Genomic DNA, 20,597 nt, shown 5'->3' on the forward strand with positions numbered 1-20,597 from the left:
AGGTAGAGTTCGACAATGCAAAGGTTTAATGCGGACAATCTGCTCAAGGCAATTTGGTGTTGCAGGCGGCGGCGATCCGGCCGACCGCCTCTTCAAGGCCGGCAAGATCGAAATCGGCTTCACCGCGCCCTGAGAGCAGCCCGAACCGCCAGGACAGCAGCAGCCGGTTCGCGGCAACCAGTCGCCTGACGCCGTCGACGCCGTCGCGGACCAGCATCCTGCCGCGCGTGCCAACCGACCAGCTTTCGTTGACCTTGCTGGATTGGTCGACAGTCACCGACATGGTGATGGTTCGGCTGGCGGAGACGGCATCGTTCAGTTGCAGCCATTCGCTCCAGCGCGGTTCACCCGCGGTCCGGCAGGCGATCGTCAATACCGGGCTGTAGCTCAATGCGCCGCCTCCGGTGATGAGCTTGTTGGTGGCGTAAAGCGAGGCGGTGACAAGGCCATCGCTGCCACTGTCGAACCGCCAGTTGTCGAGAACCGTATCAGCCTGGGCGATGCCGCAGACCGACGCAAGCAGGAACGCCGTCGCAACCACGCTTCCGATACCGAGGAACTGTCTCAACGATGCCTCCAACAACCGCGGCGGTCCGCAACTTAGCGCAGATAATGATCAAAGCTTCCTGTCGCCACCCCGACCGCCAGATGCGTGAAATCCGTTGCGTCTGCGCCACAACGAAAAAGGCCGCCTCGAGAAGGCGGCCTTTCGGAATTCAGTAGGGACGTTATTCAGCGTCCTTGGCGGCCTTCTTCTTCGGTGCGGCCTTTTTCTTGGGCTCTTCAGCGTCGTCGTCGGCCTTCTTGGCGTCGGCCTTTTTCGCAGCGGCCTTCTTCGCCGGCTTCGCCTTGGTCGTCTCCGTATCCTCGTCGTCGGCCAGCAGCTCTTCCTTGCTGACCTTGACGTCGGTGACCGAGATCTGGCCGAGCAGATGGTCGACCACCTTCTCTTCGAACATCGGCGCGCGCAGCGTGTTCAGCGCTTCGGGGTTGCTGCGGTAGAACTCGAAGGCTTCCTGCTGCTGGTTGGCCGGATAGCGGCGCACCTGCTCGAGCAGGCCGCGCTGCAATTCCTCGTCCGACACGGTGACGCCGGCCTTCTCGCCGATTTCGGCGAGAACAAGGCCGAGGCGCACGCGGCGTTCGGCAAGCCGCATATACTCGGCACGCGCTTCTTCTTCCGTCGTCTCTTCATCGGCGAAGGTGCGGCCGGCGGCTTCGAGATCGCGGTTGACCTGGTTCCAGATGTTGTTGAACTCGGCCTCGACGAGCTTGGACGGCGCCTCGAACGAGTAGGCGGCGTCGAGCTGGTCGAGCAACTGGCGCTTGATCTTCTGACGCGTTATCGAGCCGAACTGGTTCTCGATCTGACCGCGCACCACCTCACGCAGGCGCTCCAGCGACTCCAGGCCGAGATTCTTGGCCATCTCGTCGTTGATCTCAAGCGCGCCGGGCTTCGACACTTCCTTGACGGTCACGTCGAAAGTGGCCTCCTTGCCGGCCAGATGCGCCGCCTGATAGTTTTCGGGGAAGGTGACCGTGACCTGCTTCTCATCGCCGGCCTTGCCGCCGATCAGCTGATCCTCGAAGCCGGGGATGAATTCCTTCGAGCCGAGCACCAGCGGCTGATCGGTACCGGCGCCGCCGTTGAAGGCTTCGCCGTCGATCTTGCCGACATAGTCGATCGTCACGCGGTCGCCCTCGGCGGCCTTGCCGGTCTTCGGCTCGTAGGTGCGAGCGGATTCGGCGACGCGCTTGACCTGCTCGTCGATCTCCTCATCCGGCACGTCGAACACCTGGCGCGTCACCTTGATGTCGGAGAAATCCTTGATTTCGATCGGCGGAATGACCTCGTAATTCAGGCGAAACTCGAAATCGGCGCCGCCGGCCAGGATCTTCTCGGCTTCCTTCTCGTCCTCGGTCATGATCACTTCGGGCTGCATGGCGGCCTTTTCGCCGCGCCCGGTGATGATCGAACGGGTCGAATCATTGAGGATCTCATTGACCACTTCGGCCATGAACGACTTGCCATAGACCTTGCGCAGGTGCTGCACCGGCACCTTGCCGGGGCGGAAGCCGTTGATGCGAACCTTGTTCCTGGCGTCCGAAAGCCGCGCCATCAGCTTGGCTTCCATGTCACCGGCCGGCACGGTGATTTTGATCTCGCGCTTGAGACCGGAGTTGAGCGTTTCGGTGACCTGCATCATAAAACCTTTGTTTCCACCAATGAGGCCGCCAAACGGCCCCTGCCGTTCGCAACCTGCCGGTATGATCTTGCCGGGAATGGCTTTTGGTGCGGGACTTGGCGATTTGTCCGCCAAACGCGGCTCAAATCCTCCAGCAATACGCTCCAAAATGTGAATAAGTCTTTGTTTTTCCTACTTCTTGTCACATTCTGCAGAAGCGGATCGTCGCGTTCCGTCACATTCGACACGCCTTTTGTCACAGGCGCGGCTGATTTTCAACCATCTTCGCGTTCCGGCCAATGATGCTGATGTGGGCTCTGACATTGACAGAATGATGGCTACATGAGATTGGCCGGGCGACGCGGATGTGGCGGAATTGGTAGACGCCCTGGATTTAGGTTCCAGTGCCGAAAGGCGTGGGGGTTCGAGTCCCTTCATCCGCACCAATATGACGGCCTACTCCTCGATGACCTGCTCGGTGAACCATTCGGCCAGCTTCGCAAGTTCCGGTCCCAGTACCCGGTCGGAACCGACAGGCGGCACAATGCTCCTGATGTCAGCCACGAACGACTGAAGCGCCGGAGGAGCGGCGCGCTCGGTGACATGCAGCGCTTGCGACGCGATCACCGCCAGCATCGCCATTGCTGCATCGAGGCAACGGCCGGCGCGTGCTTCCTTCGTCCATGCGAGGAAAACCGTCGTGGCGACATCGTCCTGCCCGGCGCCGGCCGATTCCGTTCCCGGGATGAACGTGCGCTGCGCCGAAAGCTTCGCCTGCTCCAGATAGCCGGTGATTGCCATCGGCACGTAGCCGACATTGCCGTGACCGTCACTGTCGGCCCAATGCCGCCCGGTCATCAAAAGATCCGGTAGCAGAGACACCCTGCCGTTCAGCAGCTTCGAGGCATGGCGGTCGCAGAGCAGGCAGATATCGGCCCAAATCGCCGCCAGATCGTCCAGGGCCGGCGTCGCCATGGCATTGTGATAGCCCCCGGTGCTGATGCAGCGGCCGAATGGGTGCGTCTCATCCGGCGGGACATAGACCGGATTGTCCGATATTGAGGCCAGCGACACCGTGGCCGCCCGTTCCGCACCGGACAACGCACGATGGGCATGCCCAAGAATGCGGGGAACGATGCGGTAGCTGACAGGCGCCTGATAATTGCGGCGCCCGTCTCCTGCGCCAACAAGGAACTCCCTCAATCCCCGCAGGGCCGCAGCTTCGTGTTCGTCGCCCCAAAGTGCATCGAGCGCCGGGTCATAATGTTCGAGCGGCGCGCGAAACGCCTCGATCGAAAGCGCAAAGACTTTTTCGGCCAGGCGCACGCGGCGGCGCGCCGCCAAAGCCGCGTCGGCCACGAGTGCGGCGGCGCAAGGCGACCCATTGATCAGCGATCCCCGCTCCTTAACTTCCAGGTCGAAGCGCGTCGAAAGCCCTGCAAACAGGGGATAGAGGGCGAGGATCTCGCCGGCCCCGCCCTGACCTAAGGACGGCACCACAGGCATGGGTCCGCCGTCCAGCATCGCGGCAACGGCGAGCGCCATGCGCGGTGTGGTCGCCGCGTTTCCCTCAAGGAAATTGGTCAGCCGAGCAAACACGATCGCCCTGACCACCCGATCAGGCAAGGGCTCGCCAAAGGACGTGGCGGCTGCGAATGCCTTGATGCGAGCGTGGCGATCACGCTCCCCAGGTTCGAGCCGCCTGCTTGCCAGTTCCCCCCATGGCCGTGGTGACCCCGTAGATGACCGGCACCGGGTCGGTTTCGATGAGACGCAGGAACGAGGCGCGGCACTCGGCAATGCGTTGCAAGGCCTCGCTGCTGATCTGCACCGTGTCTCTTTTCCAGGCGACCCGGAAAACAGTGTCGAGATTTATGTCTTCTCGCATCGTCAGGGTGATTGCCATGAGCCATGCTCTCCGCCAAAATCGATGTTCACGCATATCGGCGAGGTGATCGTCAGCCGGAACCCACGCCTGAGCCACGCTTTCTTGGGTGTGTTGACATTCAGGTCAGGCCGAGCCGGAGTCGAAGACGGGCGCGAAGCGACCAAACAGGTGGGTTCTGAGAACCGGAGCGGAGCGTACGTTTGGATACGTGAGCACCGGAAGCGCAGGAAGCCGCCGTTTGCAGGCCGGCATCATCTGAATATCAACGCACCCTAGTAAAGTGGCTCCTCGAACAGGATCTTGTCGCCATCCACCAGCGCCTTGATCTGCGCCGTGCCGTTGGCCGCGATCGCCACACGGATACCGAACGGCCGCACCCGCATGTCGTTCTGGATCGCCATCCCCTCGCCTTCCGGCAGATAGAAGCGCTCGATGCCGTAATCCGGCGAGATCGCCGTTGCTTCCGGGTTGAGATCCCAGCCTGCGGAGACGTGTCCGACGATGTCGACTTCATCGGCTGCCGCCGGTGCCGGCGCTTGCCCGAACCATGCCGCGGTCGGACCCCAATAGCCGTCGACGCCCTGCTTCAGCCTGACCACGATCGAGGTGTCGTCAGTCGTCCGTTTGTCGGCCGGGATGTTGCCGATCAGCTTCAACGGTATGCGCGAAATGTCGTAGCCGAGGCGAATATAGTCGCCGCGCAGGAGATCGCGCGGATCGATTGGCTCGACCTTGAGCAGAACTTGCTTGCCGTCGCGCAGGATGGCCGCGCGGCCGGCGATGATCCAGCTTAAAAAGCCGATCTGGACGAGCGCCAGAACCAGCGCCGAGATGATCAGTCTTTTGCCCGTCATCATGCCGCCGCTCCTGTCATGTCCGGGGTGTTCATGCGCTTTTCAATGCGGATGATGACGAAAGCAAGAACGCCGAGAAGCACCGCCGCCGCCAGGAAGAAGCCCGCCGTGTCGAGCATTGATTGCAGCATCACCACATAGATGATGGCGAGTTCGAAGGCGAAGCCTGCATAGGCAACCCAGCGCAGCCCCCGGCTCTCGCGGCCGCCGAGCACGATCGCGGCGACGATGCCGGCCAGCGCCACAGCCGAGGCAATGGCAAAGCCGCTGGTGTAGCTGCTTTCGTCCGCCAGCTCGAATTGGATCATCGCCAGGCCGGTGAGAAACCCGATCAGCGCGTGCAAGGGCAGCCGGCCGCCGAGTTGCAAGACCCTGTCGACGGGCTCGGCAGCAAAGATCCCGGCGGCAAAAAGCAGCGCCGACGCGACAACCAAGGGGATCGCGACCTGCAGCGTGTCGTGGTCCATCGCCAGGAGCACGAGATAGAAGAGGACCGACAGGATGATCAAATGGCGCGCCGCCTGGCTGCGCGTCCAGAACGAAACGGCAAACAGCACCAGCGCCATGACGACAAACAAATGCGGGAATTCCGTGCGCCTGAAATAATCGAAGCCTTTCAGGAACAGCCAGGCGTCGGCAATGCCGACCGATGCGACGGTCAGCGGGTTCGAGCGCAGCGCAACCGCCGCCAGCGCCGTGCCGCCGCCCCAGGTGATCAAGGCCGACGCCTCGTCGCCGGACAGGTGATACATCTGGCCGATCAGCGCGATCGATCCGCCGAACGCCGCTGCCGCGACGATCCATAGCGCTTCGCCGATTGCCGTATGGTCGCGCATCTTCAGCACCGCACCGCCGACATAGCCGGCAAGGATGACGGCAAAGAGTGCCCCGACCCGCACCAGCCGCGGCATGACTTCCCAGTTGGCGGCGACGAAGATCAGGATAGCCGCGCCGAACAACAGCGCCGCCATCATAGCCAGAATCGAGCCGAAGCTCAGCGACCCGCGTTCGTTGGCCTCGACGTCGCGCGTCAGCGCATCGGCTGTCGGCGCGTCGATCAGGCCCGCCTGCTGCCATCGCCCGATATCCGACCTGACCCGTGACGAATAGCTCGCCATGCCCCTCCCCCTTTGCTTGGCCCTTTTTTAGCTCGTCCGCCCAAGCGTTTGACCTGACGGCATTTTCCGGTTTGAGCGGAAAACTGGGCGCGCGTTAATGTTGCATTGCACAATTTGCATTGCTGCCATGCACCAATAGCGCTTTTAAATCGATATGACCCCACCTATTTTCACGGTGCACACAAAGACGGAATGATCCGAAAGAAAGACGAAACGAGATACCATGAACCTGATCCGCAACTATCGCAACTGGCGCCGCTACCGGGACACCGTTTCCGAGCTGAGCCGCCTGAGCACCCGTGAACTGACCGACCTCGGCATCAGCCGCAGCGACATTCATTACGTCGCCCGCAAGGCGGTCTAATCCTTCGGACCGCAAATGGTCCGAACCAGTTTTGAAAAGAGAACGACAATGAACCTGATCCGCAACTATTGTAACTGGCGCGTCTACCGCGAGACGGTTACCGAGCTGGGTCGCCTGTCGAACCGCCAGCTTCATGATCTCGGCATCGTCCGCGACGAGATCAAGATGGTCGCTCGCAGGGCGATCTAGCCACAGGAATTTCGCCAGGGTCGACCTCCTCCCCGACCCTGACGGATACGGTCAGCCTTCACCTCCTCCCGAGGGTTGACCACCAAAACGGCGCCCGCCGGACCTCCTCCCCCGGCGGGCGTTGTTCTCAAAAAGGGTTTCGCGCCCTTTCAAATGGCGAAATGATTTTCGTCAAAGCCGACCTCCTCCCCGGCGATGACGAATCCGGTCGATCTTCACCTCCTCCCGAGGATCGGCCAGCAAAACGACACCCGCCGGACCTCCTCCCCCGGCGGGTGTTGTTGTTTTGGGCAGTCTTTCCCAGCAGCCCACTTGCGGTGCCACGCCTGGCAATTGCAATCGCCGCGCCAAGGCCTTATTTCGGCGCTCATGAACAAGAATCCCATTCACGTCATCGGCGGCGGTCTCGCCGGCTCCGAAGCCGCTTGGCAGGCGGCCGAAGCCGGCGTTCCCGTTGTCCTGCATGAAATGCGTCCTATCCGCGGCACCGATGCGCACAAGACCGACGGGCTGGCCGAGCTCGTCTGTTCCAATTCCTTCCGCTCCGACGATGCGCAAGCCAATGCCGTCGGCCTGCTGCACGCCGAAATGCGGCTCGCCGGTTCGCTGATCATGAGCGCCGGCGACGCGCATCAGGTGCCGGCCGGCGGTGCGCTAGCCGTCGACCGCGACGGGTTTTCCGAAGCGGTGACCAGAAAGCTCGAAGCGCACCCGCTCATCACCATCCAGCGTGAGGAAGTGCCAGGCCTGCCGCCGGCAGATTGGGACCAGGCGATCGTTGCCACCGGCCCACTGACCGCGCCGTCGCTCGCCCAGTCGATCGCGGAAGTGACCGGCGCCGACGCGCTCGCCTTTTTCGACGCCATCGCTCCAATCGTCCATTTCGACACGATCGACATGGACATTTGCTGGTTCCAGTCGCGCTACGACAAGGTCGGCCCCGGCGGCACCGGCAAGGATTACATCAATTGCCCGATGGACAAGGAGCAGTACCTTGCTTTCGTACAGGCGCTAGTCGACGGCCAGAAGACCGAATTCAAGCAATGGGAAGGCACGCCCTATTTCGACGGCTGCCTGCCGATCGAGGTGATGGCCGAGCGTGGCGTCGAGACGCTGCGCTACGGACCGATGAAGCCGATGGGGCTGACCAATGCACACAATCCGTCTGTAAAGGCCTATGCCGTCGTCCAGCTTCGCCAGGACAATGCGCTGGGCACGCTCTACAATATGGTCGGCTTCCAGACCAAGCTGAAGCACGCTGAGCAGGTGCGCATATTCCGCACCATTCCCGGGCTGGAAAACGCCGAATTCGCCCGCCTCGGCGGCCTGCACCGCAACACCTACATCAATTCGCCGACGCTGCTCGACGCTTCGCTGCAGTTGAAGTCGCGGCCCGGCTTGCGTTTTGCCGGCCAGATCACCGGCTGCGAAGGCTATGTCGAGAGTGCCGCCATCGGCCTGCTTGCCGGGCGTTTTGCCGCCGCCGAAAGGCTTGGCAATACACCGTCGCTGCCGCCCTTGACCACCGCCTTCGGCGCATTGCTCAACCATATCACCGGTGGCCATATTGTCTCCGATGACGAGCCGGGAAAGCGCTCCTTCCAGCCGATGAACGTCAATTTCGGCCTGTTCCCGCCGGTGGACGCGCCAAAGATCGAGGGCAAGCGGCTGCGCGGCAAGGACAAGACGGTCGCCAAGCGGCACGCGGTGACATCGCGCGCGCTTGCCGACTGCCGCGAATGGCTGGGGTTGCCTTTTCGGGCGGAAGCTGCGGAATAACTGTCGGGTTGGTTACGCGGCAGCCTCTATGCGGCCGGCCAGCCTTGCGTGGCGCGCCGGAACAAAAGCCAATGCCGGCGCAAGGCTGAGAGCCGAGCCACATCCTTGAGAGGCGAGCGGCGGGCATTCTCTATTCTGTCGAGGTAGGCGCTCGACAGAGCCAGCGGCAGAAACGCCGGACGCAATGAAACCGGCAAAGCGGAAGCCCCCTGCTCGAAGGCGGAAAGATGCTCCCGTGCCAGAGCGATCATCGCGGCAACGACGCGTTCCGCGGCTGGCCCGCCATCACCGCTGACGAATTCTCGCGCCGACGACCCCGCCGCAGCCAAAATGTCGGCCGGGACAAAGCACTGTCCCCGCTTGCGATGCAGCGGCAGCAGAAGCAGCAGACCGGTCATCGCCTGCGCACAACCTGCCCTGCCGGCCAGTTCGGCAAAACGCGGTGCTTCGACCGGGTCGAGCACCATCGCCGCAAGCTGGATGAGCGCGGCGGCAGTCTCGCCGCAATAGCCTTCGAGATCGGTGCGCGATGGCATCGGGTCGTCATAGAGATCGAATATGCGCGCTTCGAGCATATTCTCGAAAGCCGCCTTCGGCAGGCGGTGAGCGGAAATCGTCGCCTTCAGCGCGTCCGCCACAGGATGGCCAACCCCCGCCCCATCCTCTTCGGCGGCGATGACATCCCGCCACCATTGCAGCCGGACTTCACCCGGCAGCGCTTCGCGGATGCGATCGCGGATGCCGGCGATTTCGGCGTTGAAGGCATAGAGCGAAAACAGCGCGTCCCGCTTGTCTTCGGGCGCATAGAGGGCGGTGAGATAGCGGTCGTGGTCGGCGGCACGCACCGCTTCCATGACGATATTGGTGTTTTCGGCCACGTCAGTCGACGGCGATGAGTGCTGCGGCCACGGCGCGGTCTTCCGCCAGCAGCACATTGTAGGTCCGCACGGCCGCCCCGGTCGACATCGGATCGGCGGAAATGCCTGCCTCCTTCAGCGCAGCACGCAGCGCGGCAGGCAATGGCCTCAGATCCTTGCCGCTGCCGACCAGCAGGATCTCGACCTTGTCGGCCTCGTTAAACAGCTTGGTGAAATCCGCTGCCGTCAGCGCCAGCGGATCGGCCGGTTCCCAGCCATAGATGCCCGAAGGCAGACACAGCAACGAGCCGCGATGCGACATGTCGGCAAAACGGAAGCCGCCATTGCCGTAAGCCTCGATCGGTGCGCGGCCGGGGAAATGCGCCTCGCGGATGACGATGACTTTGGCCACTAGTGGTCCGATTCTAACTGGCGCGGCAAGCCGTGCGGCGGGCCGTCAGGTGGCTATGGCTTTGCCGCCGCCCACCGGCTTTTCCTCGTCCGACGCTGTGGCCTGCGGCCGCAACTTGAACAGAATGAGCAGCGGCGCGGCAATAAAGATCGACGAATAGGTGCCGAACACGACGCCGAACAGCATCGCCATGGTGAACGAGCGGATCACCTCGCCGCCGAACAGCACTAGCGCCAGCAGCGCCAGGATCGTCGTCACCGAGGTCAGCGTCGTCCTCGACAGCGTCTCGTTGATGGCGTTGTTCAGCAGTTGCGGCAGCGGCATTCGCTTATATTTTCGCAGATCCTCCCGAACGCGGTCATAGACGACGATCGTATCGTTGAGCGAATAGCCAATGATGGTGAGGATCGCCGCCAGCGACGACTGGTTGAATTCCAGGCCGGTGATGACGAAGAAGCCGATCGTCATGACCACGTCGTGCACAGTCGCAACGATGGCGCCGACCGCGAACTGCCATTCGAAGCGGAACCAGACATAGATCAGGATGCCGAGCAGCGCGACAAGCATGGCGATGGTGCCTTGCTTGGCAAGCTCGCCTGAGACCGTCGGCCCCACCACTTCGACGCGGCGGAAATCGTACTGGTCTTGCAGTTCGCCGCGCACCTTGTCGATGACGGTCTGCTCGGCATTCTCGCCGCCCTCCTGCGTACCGACGCGGATCAGCACGTCGTTCGGCTCGCCGAACTGCTGAACCTGCACCTCACCGATATTGAGTTCCGTCAGCCTGCCGCGGATGTCGGCCAGATCGGCATTGCCGGTCTTGGACTGCACCTCGATCAGCGAGCCGCCCTTGAAATCGATGCCGTAATTGATGTCGATGGTCATGAACCCGACGACCGACAGGACTGAAAGCACGCTGGACAGCGTGAACGTCCAGCGGCGGATGCCCATAAACGGAATTTTCGTTCCGGGCGGAACGAAAGTCACAGGCGCCCGCGGCAACTCCTTCGGACGGGCCCGGCGAAGCCAGATCGACACCAGCAGGCGGGTGAAGGTGAAGGCGGTGAAGACCGTGGTCAGGATGCCGATGGCATAGGTGACGGCAAAGCCCTTCACCGGCCCGGTGCCGAGATAGAACAGCACCACGGTCGCGATCAGCGAGGTGACGTTGGAATCGACGATTGTGGCCAGCGCCTTGCTGAAACCGGTATCGATCGCCTGGATGACCGAGCGGCCGGCACGTCGCTCCTCGCGGATGCGTTCATAGATCAGCACGTTGGAATCGACCGCCATGCCGATGGTCAGTACGATACCGGCGATACCGGGCAAGGTCAGCGTCGCTCCAAGCAGCGACAGCAGCCCGACGATCATCGCCACATGCACCGCCAGCGCGATGTTGGCGAGGAAGCCGAAGAAGCCGTAGGCGACGAACATGAACGCCACAACCAGGATCGAACCGATGATGCCGGCGACTTTGCCGGCATGAATGGAATCCTGTCCGAGGCCAGGGCCCACCGTGCGCTCCTCGATCACCGTCAGCGTCGCCGGCAAGGCGCCGGCGCGCAGCAGCACGGCGAGGTCGTTGGCGCTCTCAGCGGTGAAATTCCCCGATATCTGGCCGGTGCCGCCGGGGATCGGTTCGCGGATCTGCGGTGCCGAAATCACCTGATTGTCGAGGATGATGGCAAACAGCTTGCCGACGTTCTGTGATGTCGCCTGGCCGAACCGCTGCGCCCCTTTCGAATCGAAGCGAAACGAAACAACCGGCTCGTTGTTCTGGGAGTTGAACGTCGCCTGGGCATCGACGAGGTTTTCACCCGAAACGATGACGCGGTTCTCGATCAGATACGGAACCGGCGGGTCGTCCTGCGAATACAGCACCGAGGATCCCGGCGGCGGACGGCCGTTCAGCGCGTCCTGCACCGGCATCGATTGGTCGACCATCTGGAAGGTCAGCTTGGCGGTCTGGCCAAGAATTTCCTTCAGCCGTTGCGGGTCTTGGAGACCCGGCACCTGCACCAGGATGCGGTCGTCACCTTGCCGCTGGACGATCGGCTCGGTCGTGCCGAGTTCATTGACGCGGCGGCCGACGACCTCGATCGACTGCGTCAGCGCTGCCGAAGTACGATATTTGATGCCCGCATCGGTGACGGTGAACTTGAGCAGGCCGGGCTCGGAATCATCCAGCGTCATCTCCTGGATCGAGCCGCCGCTGAACAAGCCGGCCGCCACCGGATCGGTCAACGTCTTCAACGCCTTCTTGGCAGCGTCGATCTGTGCGGGATCGGTGATGCGGACCTGCACCGTGCGGCCCGTTCCGGCAAGGCCGGTATAGCCGATCTTGGCATCGCGCAGCAGCGTCCTGATTTCGTCGCGCGTCGTCTCCAGCCGATCTTTGATCAGATCGTTCGGATCCATCCTGAGCAGGATATGCGAGCCTCCCTGCAGGTCGAGGCCGAGCGTCATCTGCCGCTTCGGCACCCAGTCGGGAAGCTTGGCCAGCGTGCTGGCAGAAAAAAGGTTGGGCGCAGCGAGGACCACTGTGGCGGCCACGGCCAGCCAGATCAGGATCATCTTGAAGCGCGAAAAGTAAAGCATATGGCGTCGTCCGTCAGGGCGTACTGGCGGATCGTTCCGCCGACAATTCGGTTATTTCTTGGCGTTCTGGTTCGCCACCGGCTCGCCCTTGACGCGCACGTCGGCAAGCGTCGAGCGCAGCGCCGTCACCTTGGTGCCGCCAAGGTCGATCTCGAGCTCGTTGTCGTCGATCACCTTGGTTACCTTGCCGACCAAACCGCCGCCGGTGACAACGGTGTCGCCGCGGCGAACCGCCGCCAGCATCTCGCCGCGCTTCTTCAGCTGCGTGCGCTGCGGCCGGATGATCAGAAAATACATGATCACGAAAATCAGAGCAAACGGCACGATCTGGATAAACATTGCGGACGAGTCCCCGCCGATGCCTTGGGCGTATGCCGGTGTCACGAACATCGAGGTACTCCTGAACTTTGAAAAACAGCCGCAAGGCGGCCCCGCCAAATTTGGCCGGAATATAGTCGGTAAAGTTGCCAATGCAACTGCGCGGCCGGGCAAATCGGCTGCTTTTCCGGCCTGGCGAGCCGTGTTAGAGGGTGATCCCGAAAAGCGACGCTCGGTTTTCGCAAAAGATCATGCCCGAACAAATGCTTGGCACGAGTTTCGAAACCGCTGAAATCAGGTAGGTTGCCCTGCCGCACCGTCCTGAACGCGAACAAAAAAGATAAGAGATGACCGACAGCACCATCGCTATCCTGAACCAGAAGCTCGACCGCCTGATCGAGGCGGTCGCCCGCCTCGCCTCGCCGCCGGTGCCTCAAACCGACCTAGGCGAGGCCGATTGCTTCGTCTGGCAGGCCGATCCTGGCTATCTGGAACCGGTGCGCAAGGTCAACCGCGTCGATATCGGCCTGATCCGCGGCGTCGACCGAGTCCGCGACATACTGGTCGACAACACCGAGCGCTTCGCCTCAGGCTACGCCGCCAACAACGTGCTGTTGTGGGGCGCGCGCGGCATGGGCAAATCGTCGCTGGTCAAGGCAGTGCACGCCTCGGTCAACGCCTCGGCGAAGCTAGACCTTCCGCTCAAGCTGATCGAGATCCATCGCGAAGACATCGACACGCTGCCGAAGCTGATGGGCCTGCTGAAGGCAGCACCCTTCCGCTTCATCCTGTTTTGCGACGACCTGTCATTCGACCATGACGACACGTCCTACAAATCGCTGAAGGCAGCACTTGAAGGCGGCGTCGAGGGCCGCCCGGCCAATGTCATCTTCTATGCCACCTCGAACCGGCGACATCTGTTGCCGCGCGACATGATCGACAATGAGCGCTCGACCGCGATCAACCCGTCGGAAGCGGTCGAGGAAAAGGTTTCGCTGTCGGACCGCTTCGGCCTGTGGCTTGGCTTCCACAAATGTTCGCAGGACGAATATCTCGACATGATCGACGGCTATGTCCGCCATCACGATCTCGCCATCGATCCCGAGACGCTGCGCGCCGAGGCGCTGGAATGGGCGACAACGCGCGGCAGCCGTTCGGGCCGCGTCGCCTGGCAATTCACCCAGGATCTGGCAGGCCGGCTCGGCAAGTCGCTCAAGGACTAGACCATGATCCCGAACCGAAGGTCAGCGTAGCAAAAAAGGAGCCCGGTTTCGGACTAGATCATGGTCCAGAAAAGCAACAGAAGAAGCCCGCACCTTGCGGAGCGGACTTCTTCGGCGGGCTGAAGGTCAGGCGGCCCGCAAGTCGCTTTTTCTCTATTCGAGATAGCCTGACGGATCGACCGGCGCCGAGTTCTTGCGCACTTCGAAATGCAGTTTCGGCGAGTCGGTGGTGCCGCTCATGCCGGACAGGGCGATTTCCTGGCCGCGCTTGACCTTTTGGCCGCGCTGCACCTCGATCGAGCTGGCATGGCCGTAGACGGTGACCAGACCGTTTTCGTGACGCACCAGCACCGTGTTGCCGAATTCCTTGAGGCCATCGCCGGCATAGATGACGACGCCATTTTCGGCTGCCTTGACCGGCGTTCCCTCAGGCACGGCGATGTCGACGCCGTCCTTGCCGCCGCCGAAGCTTGAAATCACGCGGCCGCGCACCGGCCAGCGCATCTTGCCGATGCCGGTTGCATCCGGCGCCACCGCATCGTCGTCCTCGGCCTGCTGGATGACTTTCGCATCCTTCTTTGGCGGCGTGTAGGAGGCGAGCGTCTGCGTCGGCGTTGTCTTGGCCGGTGGCTGAGTGGTGGCCGTCGTCACCGGATCGACCTTTGCCGGCTTCGCGCCGGCGACAACAGCGGTTCCGCCGGCCGGCACTTTCAGGGTCTGGCCGATCTTGAGCAGCCCGTCCTGCATGCCGTTCGCCTGTTTCAGCGCAACGACGCCGACGCCGGTCTTTCTGGCGATGGCGGACAGCGTATCGCCTTGCTGTACCGTGTAAGTGCCGCCGGCACCGGCCGGCTTGGCCATCGCCGAGGCTGTTTTGAGCGCAGTCTTTCCATCCTTCGGCTGGCTTGCGGCGGCCGAGGCATCCACCTGCGCGGCAGACTTGCCTTCCCTGAGCTTCGGCTGCTGCGGCAGCACGGCCACCTTCTCCGGCGCGTCGGCCGGCTGGTCGTGCCTGGTGCCGTTCGTGGGCTTGGCGTCGGCGACTTTCGGCGCGGCGCCGTTGCTCGAGTAAGCATAGGCCGGGATGACGAGCTTCTGGCCGGTCTTCAGCCCTTTGGTCGCGCTCAGCCCGTTGACTTTCATGATGGCATCGGCCGGCACGCCGTAGCGCCGCGACAGGCCGGAAATGGTCTCGCCATCCTTGACGACGATCTCGGTTGCATGCGGTGCGCCGGCGGCCGTCGCCATGCGCGGCGCGTCGGGCTCGGCGTTCTTGAACGGCCTTGCCGCCGGAGCAACGGTGCCGGTTGCCGTCCTGTCGACACGAGGAGCGGCAGGCGTCAGGGCCGGCGCGGCAGCGGTACGCACCGGGCGGGCGGCAGGGGCCAGGGCGGGAGCCGGCGGCGGCAGTTGCTGTGCCGTAACCGGTTCGAGGCTTGAGCGGCTGACCGACTGGGTGTGGCTGCCGTCGATCGGGGCGGCCGCAACATCGCCCGGATAGGGCTGGGCAGCATCCTGCTTGTCGATGATGGCGCGCTGGTTGTTGGTCGAGGCGGTGAACACGTCGTCGACGCTGTTGAACCGCGCCACCTGGGAACTACACCCCGTCGCAGCGCCTGCGATCATGAGGACGGCGCAGCCACGCGCCAGATTGCGTCCGTTTGCCTTCAAAACACTGAATTGCATCGCACTAACCCGCACAGACCCGGTACAACTGAGTGTGATTAAAGCGCGTTAATGTTACCGGTCGGTTAAACCTGTAGAATCCGACGCAAATTTTCTTAAAATTTTTAAGTCAGATGACCGCGGCGACGCCGTGCAAGATCGGCTGCAGGCGCACCAGGCCGATATCCTCGCGTTCGAAGCGGCTGCCGACCTTGGTCAGCTTGGCCAGCACTTGCTCGCCCTCGTCGGGTCCGATCGGCGCGATGACGATGCCGCCGCTCGACAATTGGTCGAGCAGGAAACGCGGCAGGCTGTCGAAGGCCGCCCAGGCGACGATGCGGTCGAACGGCGCTTCGTTGGCCAGCCCGTTGGAACCGTCCGCCTGGCGCACGATGACATTGCCGATGGCGAGTGCCTCGAGGCGCTGCCGGGCCTGTTCGGCCAGCGTCTTGTAACGGTCGATGGTGACGATCCGAGCGGCAAGCCGCGACATCACCGCCGCCGTATAGCCGGACCCGGTGCCGATCTCGAGCACGCGGTTTCCCGGCTCGATGGCAAGTGCTGCGATCACCGCCGCCTGCAGGTCGGCGCCTTCGATGGCCTCGCCGCATTCGATCGGCAGCATGCGGTCCGACCAGGCGATCGAATGGAAGTGGGCCGACAGGAAGCCGCGCCGCGGAGTCGCCTCAAAGGCGGCGATCAGCACCTTCGGCACCGTGCCCCTGCCGCGCAGGCGAAGCAGAAAGGCGGCAAAACCTTCGCGGTCGTCGACCGCCGGAGCGTGGTTCAAGTTCATGCGAGCGCCTTGGCCAGTTGATCGCGGATTTCATGCGCGGTGAGATCGAGCTGCAGCGGCGTCACCGACACCAGCCGATTGCGCATGGCATAGAGGTCGGTGCCTTGCTTGCCTTCTACTGGCTCGCGGCCGAAGCGCAGCCAATAGTAAGGCAGGCCGCGGCCGTCGCGGCGCTCGTCGACCCACAGGCTGTGGACGAGCTTGCCCTGCGAGGTAACGACCGTGCCGGCGATCTCTTCGGGCGGGCAATTCGGAAAGTTGACGTTGAGCAGCACGCCGTCCGGCAACGGCATGGCGACAAGTTTTTCGAGCAGCGCCGGCGCCAGCGCTTCGGTGGTCTCGTAGGGAACGACGCGATCCTCGCCGACATAGGAATAGGCCTGGCTGATGGCGATCGAGCGCACGCCGAGCAGCGCGCCTTCCATGGCGCCGGCGACCGTGCCCGAATAGGTGACGTCGTCGGCGATGTTGGCGCCGGAATTGACGCCGGACAGGATCAGGTCGGGGGCTGCCGGCAGGATCTTCTTCACGCCCATGATGACGCAGTCGGTCGGCGTACCGCGCACGGCAAAGTGCTTTTCGCCGATTTTTCTTAGGCGCAGCGGCTCCGAGATCGACAGCGAATGCGCATAGCCGGACTGGTCCTGTTCCGGCGCCACCACCCAGACGTCGTCCGACAGCGTGCGGGCGATGCGTTCGAGCGATGCAAGACCCTCGGCATGGATGCCGTCGTCGTTGGTCAGGAGGATGCGCATTATTTCGATTCGATCTTTTCCAGGCCGCCCATGTAAGGCCGAAGCGCTTCAGGAATGGTTACACTGCCATCCTCATTCTGGTAATTTTCGATGACGGCAATAAGAGCGCGGCCGACGGCCGTGCCGGAGCCGTTCAGCGTGTGGACGAAGCGATTGCCCTTGCCGTCCTTGTCCTTGTAGCGGGCGTCCATGCGCCGCGCCTGGAAATCGCCGCATACCGAGCACGAAGAGATCTCGCGATAGGCGTTCTGGCCGGGCAGCCAAACTTCGATGTCGTAGGTCTTGCGTGCGCCGAAGCCCATGTCGCCGGTGCACAGCGTTATGGTGCGGAACGGCAGGCCGAGCCGCTTCAACACCTCCTCGGCGCATTCGGTCATCCGCTCGTGCTCGGCAAGCGACGATTCCTGGTCGGTGATCGACACCAGCTCGACCTTGTAGAACTGGTGCTGACGCAGCATGCCGCGCGTGTCGCGGCCGGCCGAGCCCGCTTCCGAACGGAAGCACGGCGTCAGCGCGGTATAGCGCAGCGGCAGTTTTTCGTGCGGCGTGATTTCCTCGCGCACGAGATTTGTCAGCGGCACTTCGGCCGTTGGGATGAGCCAAAGGCGTTGTATAGATGCCGAGACGAACGTCTCTTCCGGCTGCCCCACCAGAGCATCCACAATTCGTTGTCGCGCAGAGCGACCGTCGACATCTGGTGAGCCCGCGTCTTGTGCTGAAGCAAGCGCTCGTACAACCTTTTCAATCGAAGTCAGATTTCTTGCTGTAGCAAACAAATCGTCCTCAAATTTCGGCAATTGTCCGGTGCCGAACATTGCCTCGTCGCGCACCATCAGCGGCGGGACGATCTCCTCGTAGCCGTGCTCGGTCGTGTGCAGATCGAGCATAAACTGGCCGAGCGCGCGCTCCATCCGCGCCAGCTGGTTCTTGAGCACCGTGAAGCGCGAACCCGAAAGCCTTGCGGCACGCTCGAAATCCATCATGCCGAGCGCTTCGCCGATCTCGAAATGCTCCTTTACCCAATTCGGGCGGGTCGGCACCTTGCAGACGACGCGCTTGACGACATTGTCGTGCTCGTCCTTGCCGATCGGCACGTCATCGAACGGCACATTGGGCAGCACCGCCAACACGTCGTTCAGCGCCTTGTCGAGCTCGCGCTCGCGCGCCTCGCCATTCTGGATGAAGGCCTTGATCTCGCCGACCTCGGCCTTCAGCCTTTCGGCAAGGGCTGCATCGCCCGAACGCATGGCATTGCCGATCTCCTTCGATGCGGCATTGCGGCGTTCCTGCCTGGTCTGCAACTCGGTCAGATGCTCGCGTCGCGCCTCATCCGCGGCGATCAGGTCGTCGACCGTGGACTGCGCCTCCTCGGCCGACCACGAGCGCTTCTGGAGCGCCTCGACAAGGGCCTTCGGGTTGTCGCGAATCCATTTGATGTCAAGCATGGTCTGTTCGTCCTCGGCACGGCGGTTTCGGGGCAACGACATGCCCAAAACAAAGACCAGAGGGCGTAAACCGCATCATTGACCGATGCAAGATGTCAAGCCGAGTTCCTTCGCGCCCCGCTCAGGCCGGCAACACCGGAACTTTCAAACCCTGAAACAAAAAACCCGCCTCAGTAGGCGGGTCGTCGGCGCGAATCAGCACCATACCCAGATTAGTAGCATAGCTGCCGGCACAAAGCAAGAACAAAGATGCCAACCGCCCAACCGCAGCTACGTCGAAGACGCGTCCGCCGGCTTTTCGGCCACCTCTTCCCTGGCGTCCTGCTTTTCGCGGGCCACACGGTCGCGCTCCTTGCTGCGCTCGATCAGCCGGGCCGACCAGATCGAGACCTCGTAGAGAAGGATCGTCGGAATGGCGAGGCCGATCTGGCTCATCGGGTCGGGCGGCGTCAGCACCGCCGCCACCACGAAGGCGATGACGATCGCCCATTTGCGCTTCTCGGCCAAGCCCTGGGACGACAGCATGCCGACACGCGTCATCAGGCTGGTCACCACCGGCAACTGGAACACCAGGCCGAAGGAGAAGATCAGCGTCATGATCAAGCTGAGATATTCGGACACTTTCGGCAGCAGCGAAATCTGCACCTGGTCGTTGGTGCCGGTCTGCTGCATGGCGAGGAAGAACCACATCACCATCGGCGTGAAGAAGAAATAGACCAGCGACGCGCCCATCAGGAACAGGATCGGCGAGGCGATCAGGAACGGCAGGAAGGCATTGCGCTCGTTCTTGTAGAGGCCGGGCGCGATGAATTTGTAGATCTGCGTGGCGATCAGCGGAAAGGCGATGACCATGCCGCCGAACATGGCGAGCTTGACCTGGGTAAAGAAGAATTCCTGCGGCGCCGTATAGATCAGCTCGACCTTGTGCGGATCGAGCCCGGCCCATTGGGTGGCCCATCTGAACGGGATCACCAGCAGGTTGAACAGCTTCTTGGCGAAGAAGAAGCACACAAGAAAAGCGACGAAGAAACCGCCGATCGACCACATCAGCCGCCGGCGCAACTCGATCAGGTGCTCCATCAGCGGAGCCGACGATTTTTCGATTTCGTCCTGTTCCTTATCCGAAGTGCTCACTTTGCGGCTCCCGCCGTTTTCCTGGCGGCCGGCTTCTTCGTTGCTGCCGATTGAGCTTTCGGCTCAGCTTTCGTGGCGGCCTTTGGCGCAGCGGTCTTTGCCGGCTTGGCCGGCACGGCAGCCGCTGCCTTCGCAGACGCCGGCTTCTTCTTTGCCGCCGATGCTTTTTGCGGCACGGCCGCTGCAGTCGTTTGCGCCTGCACTGCCGGTGCCACGACGGACTCGTCCGTCATCGCCGGAAAGATCGGCGTGGCCGGCGTCGGCTCCGGCGGACTGACGCCCGGCGTCGTCGTTGCGCCGTTCTTCAGCGGCTCGGCTGCCTGCTCTGTCGAAGTGGCGGGATCGACGACCGGCTTGGGTTTCATCACGGCATCGACGCCGGAACGGACGTCAGCGGCCGCCTGCTCGAATGGATTGAGCTGTTTCCTGATCTCGGCCGCCGGATTGAGGCTTCTCAGCGAATCGACCGACTTCTTGACGTCGTCGAGCTCGGCTTCCTTCAGTGCGTCGTTGAACTGCCGCTGGAAATCGGACGCCATGGCGCGCAGCTTCGCCGTTGTGCGGCCGAAGGTGCGCAGCATGTTGGGCAAATCCTTGGGCCCGACGACCACGATCATGACGATCGCGATCACCAGCATCTCGGTCCAGCCGACTTCGAACATGGCTATACGTTCCGACTCAAGTTTTGGCCGACTAAAGTTTTGGGCTCAGCCTTTGCTGGCCTTTTCCTTCGGTACCGAAACGGTTTCGTCGGAACGGTGTTCGACGGTGCGCTTGTCCTCAGCAGTGTCGTCGTCGGCCATGCCCTTCTTGAAGCTCTTGATGCCCTTGGCCATGTCGCCCATCAACTCGGGGATCTTGCCGCGGCCGAAGACCAGCAGCACGATCACCAGAACGATCATCCAGTGCCAAATCGAAAATGAACCCATAGCAAATCTCTCTCGAACGGTTTCCCAGACGCTGATCTATGCGCTTTCGGGTTCGGATTCAAACAGAACTGCGACAGAGTTCATGAA

At 62.5% G+C, this 20,597-nt stretch carries 22 protein-coding genes and 1 tRNA gene; 6 read left to right on the plus strand and 17 right to left on the minus strand.

Annotated elements, in window-relative coordinates; all coding sequences use genetic code 11:
* Positions 1-43 precede the first annotated feature (43 nt).
* Together NKJ94_RS14950 and tig are read right to left on the minus strand one after the other, a co-directional pair.
* The gene (locus NKJ94_RS14950) at positions 44-568 is read right to left on the minus strand and encodes a hypothetical protein (protein ID WP_352526025.1); all 525 of its coding nucleotides are present in this window, start codon (positions 566-568) and stop codon (positions 44-46) included.
* 160 nt (positions 569-728) lie between these two features.
* A complete protein-coding gene (tig, locus tag NKJ94_RS14955) occupies positions 729-2,204 on the minus strand; it encodes a trigger factor (protein ID WP_352526212.1) in 1,476 nt (491 codons plus the stop codon).
* 343 nt (positions 2,205-2,547) lie between these two features.
* On the opposite strand from tig, the gene NKJ94_RS14960 reads away from it, so the two are divergent.
* Positions 2,548-2,632: transfer RNA gene (locus tag NKJ94_RS14960), tRNA-Leu, on the plus strand.
* A 10-nt stretch (positions 2,633-2,642) separates the two neighbouring features.
* Here NKJ94_RS14960 and NKJ94_RS14965 read toward each other — a convergent pair.
* The 4 genes from NKJ94_RS14965 to NKJ94_RS14980 all read right to left on the minus strand — a co-directional run bounded on the left by NKJ94_RS14965 (position 2,643) and on the right by NKJ94_RS14980 (position 6,046).
* A complete protein-coding gene (locus NKJ94_RS14965) occupies positions 2,643-3,899 on the minus strand; it encodes an aromatic amino acid lyase (RefSeq protein WP_352526214.1) in 1,257 nt (418 codons plus the stop codon).
* Positions 3,865-4,092, minus strand: coding sequence for an aromatic amino acid lyase (locus NKJ94_RS14970; RefSeq protein ID WP_352526026.1), 228 nt, complete (start codon positions 4,090-4,092; stop codon positions 3,865-3,867). The genes NKJ94_RS14965 and NKJ94_RS14970 overlap by 35 nt, the downstream gene beginning before the upstream one ends.
* A 254-nt stretch (positions 4,093-4,346) precedes the next feature.
* Positions 4,347-4,931 carry a GDYXXLXY domain-containing protein gene (locus NKJ94_RS14975; protein WP_352526027.1) on the minus strand — a complete coding sequence of 195 codons (585 nt, stop codon included), beginning with the start codon at positions 4,929-4,931 and terminating at the stop codon, positions 4,347-4,349.
* Positions 4,928-6,046, minus strand: coding sequence for a DUF2157 domain-containing protein (locus NKJ94_RS14980; RefSeq protein ID WP_352526028.1), 1,119 nt, complete (start codon positions 6,044-6,046; stop codon positions 4,928-4,930). The genes NKJ94_RS14975 and NKJ94_RS14980 overlap by 4 nt, the downstream gene beginning before the upstream one ends.
* 223 nt (positions 6,047-6,269) lie before the next feature.
* On the opposite strand from NKJ94_RS14980, the gene NKJ94_RS14985 reads away from it, so the two are divergent.
* The 3 genes from NKJ94_RS14985 to trmFO all read left to right on the plus strand — a co-directional run bounded on the left by NKJ94_RS14985 (position 6,270) and on the right by trmFO (position 8,378).
* On the plus strand, positions 6,270-6,410 hold the full coding sequence (locus NKJ94_RS14985) for a DUF1127 domain-containing protein (RefSeq protein WP_091596947.1): 141 nt from the start codon (positions 6,270-6,272) through the stop codon (positions 6,408-6,410).
* 48 nt (positions 6,411-6,458) lie between these two features.
* Positions 6,459-6,599 (plus strand): DUF1127 domain-containing protein, encoded by a 141-nt coding sequence (locus NKJ94_RS14990; RefSeq protein ID WP_352526029.1) that lies wholly within the window; start codon positions 6,459-6,461, stop codon positions 6,597-6,599.
* A gap of 369 nt (positions 6,600-6,968) precedes the next feature.
* Positions 6,969-8,378, plus strand: coding sequence for a methylenetetrahydrofolate--tRNA-(uracil(54)-C(5))-methyltransferase (FADH(2)-oxidizing) TrmFO (trmFO, locus tag NKJ94_RS14995; RefSeq protein WP_352526030.1), 1,410 nt, complete (start codon positions 6,969-6,971; stop codon positions 8,376-8,378).
* 26 nt (positions 8,379-8,404) lie between these two features.
* On the opposite strand, the gene NKJ94_RS15000 is transcribed toward trmFO, so the two are convergent.
* The 4 genes from NKJ94_RS15000 to yajC are packed head-to-tail and all read right to left on the minus strand — an operon-like array spanning position 8,405 to position 12,635.
* Positions 8,405-9,232 (minus strand): phytoene/squalene synthase family protein, encoded by an 828-nt coding sequence (locus NKJ94_RS15000; protein WP_502904205.1) that lies wholly within the window; start codon positions 9,230-9,232, stop codon positions 8,405-8,407.
* A 25-nt stretch (positions 9,233-9,257) separates the two neighbouring features.
* Complete coding sequence (locus NKJ94_RS15005; RefSeq protein WP_352526032.1) at positions 9,258-9,647, minus strand: Mth938-like domain-containing protein; 390 nt, start codon at positions 9,645-9,647, stop codon at positions 9,258-9,260.
* 45 nt (positions 9,648-9,692) lie between these two features.
* Positions 9,693-12,245, minus strand: a complete 2,553-nt coding sequence (secDF, locus tag NKJ94_RS15010; protein ID WP_352526033.1) for a protein translocase subunit SecDF — start codon at positions 12,243-12,245, stop codon at positions 9,693-9,695.
* A gap of 51 nt (positions 12,246-12,296) precedes the next feature.
* Positions 12,297-12,635 carry a preprotein translocase subunit YajC gene (gene yajC, locus NKJ94_RS15015; RefSeq protein ID WP_352526034.1) on the minus strand — a complete coding sequence of 113 codons (339 nt, stop codon included), beginning with the start codon at positions 12,633-12,635 and terminating at the stop codon, positions 12,297-12,299.
* Between yajC and NKJ94_RS15020 the strand changes: the two genes are divergently transcribed.
* Together NKJ94_RS15020 and NKJ94_RS15025 are read left to right on the plus strand one after the other, a co-directional pair.
* Positions 12,541-12,855 carry a hypothetical protein gene (locus tag NKJ94_RS15020; RefSeq protein ID WP_352526230.1) on the plus strand — a complete coding sequence of 105 codons (315 nt, stop codon included), beginning with the start codon at positions 12,541-12,543 and terminating at the stop codon, positions 12,853-12,855. The two genes, yajC and NKJ94_RS15020, sit on opposite strands and share 95 nt — an antisense overlap.
* A gap of 55 nt (positions 12,856-12,910) precedes the next feature.
* Positions 12,911-13,786, plus strand: a complete 876-nt coding sequence (locus tag NKJ94_RS15025) for an ATP-binding protein (RefSeq protein ID WP_352526035.1) — start codon at positions 12,911-12,913, stop codon at positions 13,784-13,786.
* A gap of 153 nt (positions 13,787-13,939) precedes the next feature.
* Here NKJ94_RS15025 and NKJ94_RS15030 read toward each other — a convergent pair whose 3' ends face one another.
* The 7 genes from NKJ94_RS15030 to NKJ94_RS15065 form a co-directional block, all read right to left on the minus strand.
* Positions 13,940-15,472, minus strand: coding sequence for a peptidoglycan DD-metalloendopeptidase family protein (locus NKJ94_RS15030; protein WP_352526036.1), 1,533 nt, complete (start codon positions 15,470-15,472; stop codon positions 13,940-13,942).
* Between the two features lie 109 nt (positions 15,473-15,581).
* Positions 15,582-16,247 (minus strand): protein-L-isoaspartate(D-aspartate) O-methyltransferase, encoded by a 666-nt coding sequence (locus NKJ94_RS15035; RefSeq protein ID WP_352526037.1) that lies wholly within the window; start codon positions 16,245-16,247, stop codon positions 15,582-15,584.
* Entirely contained in the window at positions 16,244-17,002 is a 759-nt protein-coding gene (gene surE, locus NKJ94_RS15040; protein ID WP_352526038.1) for a 5'/3'-nucleotidase SurE, read from the minus strand. Before surE ends, NKJ94_RS15035 begins: the two co-directional genes overlap by 4 nt.
* Positions 17,002-18,447 (minus strand): serine--tRNA ligase, encoded by a 1,446-nt coding sequence (gene serS / locus NKJ94_RS37570; protein ID WP_502904202.1) that lies wholly within the window; start codon positions 18,445-18,447, stop codon positions 17,002-17,004. Before serS ends, surE begins: the two co-directional genes overlap by 1 nt.
* A 270-nt stretch (positions 18,448-18,717) precedes the next feature.
* The gene (tatC, locus tag NKJ94_RS15055; RefSeq protein WP_352526039.1) at positions 18,718-19,581 is read right to left on the minus strand and encodes a twin-arginine translocase subunit TatC; all 864 of its coding nucleotides are present in this window, start codon (positions 19,579-19,581) and stop codon (positions 18,718-18,720) included.
* On the minus strand, positions 19,578-20,243 hold the full coding sequence (gene tatB, locus NKJ94_RS15060; protein WP_352526040.1) for a Sec-independent protein translocase protein TatB: 666 nt from the start codon (positions 20,241-20,243) through the stop codon (positions 19,578-19,580). The genes tatC and tatB overlap by 4 nt, the downstream gene beginning before the upstream one ends.
* Before the next feature lie 45 nt (positions 20,244-20,288).
* Positions 20,289-20,510: a twin-arginine translocase TatA/TatE family subunit gene (locus tag NKJ94_RS15065; RefSeq protein WP_352451388.1), complete on the minus strand. Its 222-nt coding sequence runs from the start codon at positions 20,508-20,510 to the stop codon at positions 20,289-20,291.
* Positions 20,511-20,597: the final 87 nt, after the last annotated feature.

The sequence above is a fragment of the Mesorhizobium sp. M0060 genome, assembly GCF_040323155.1.
Taxonomy (GTDB): Bacteria; Pseudomonadota; Alphaproteobacteria; order Rhizobiales; family Rhizobiaceae; genus Mesorhizobium.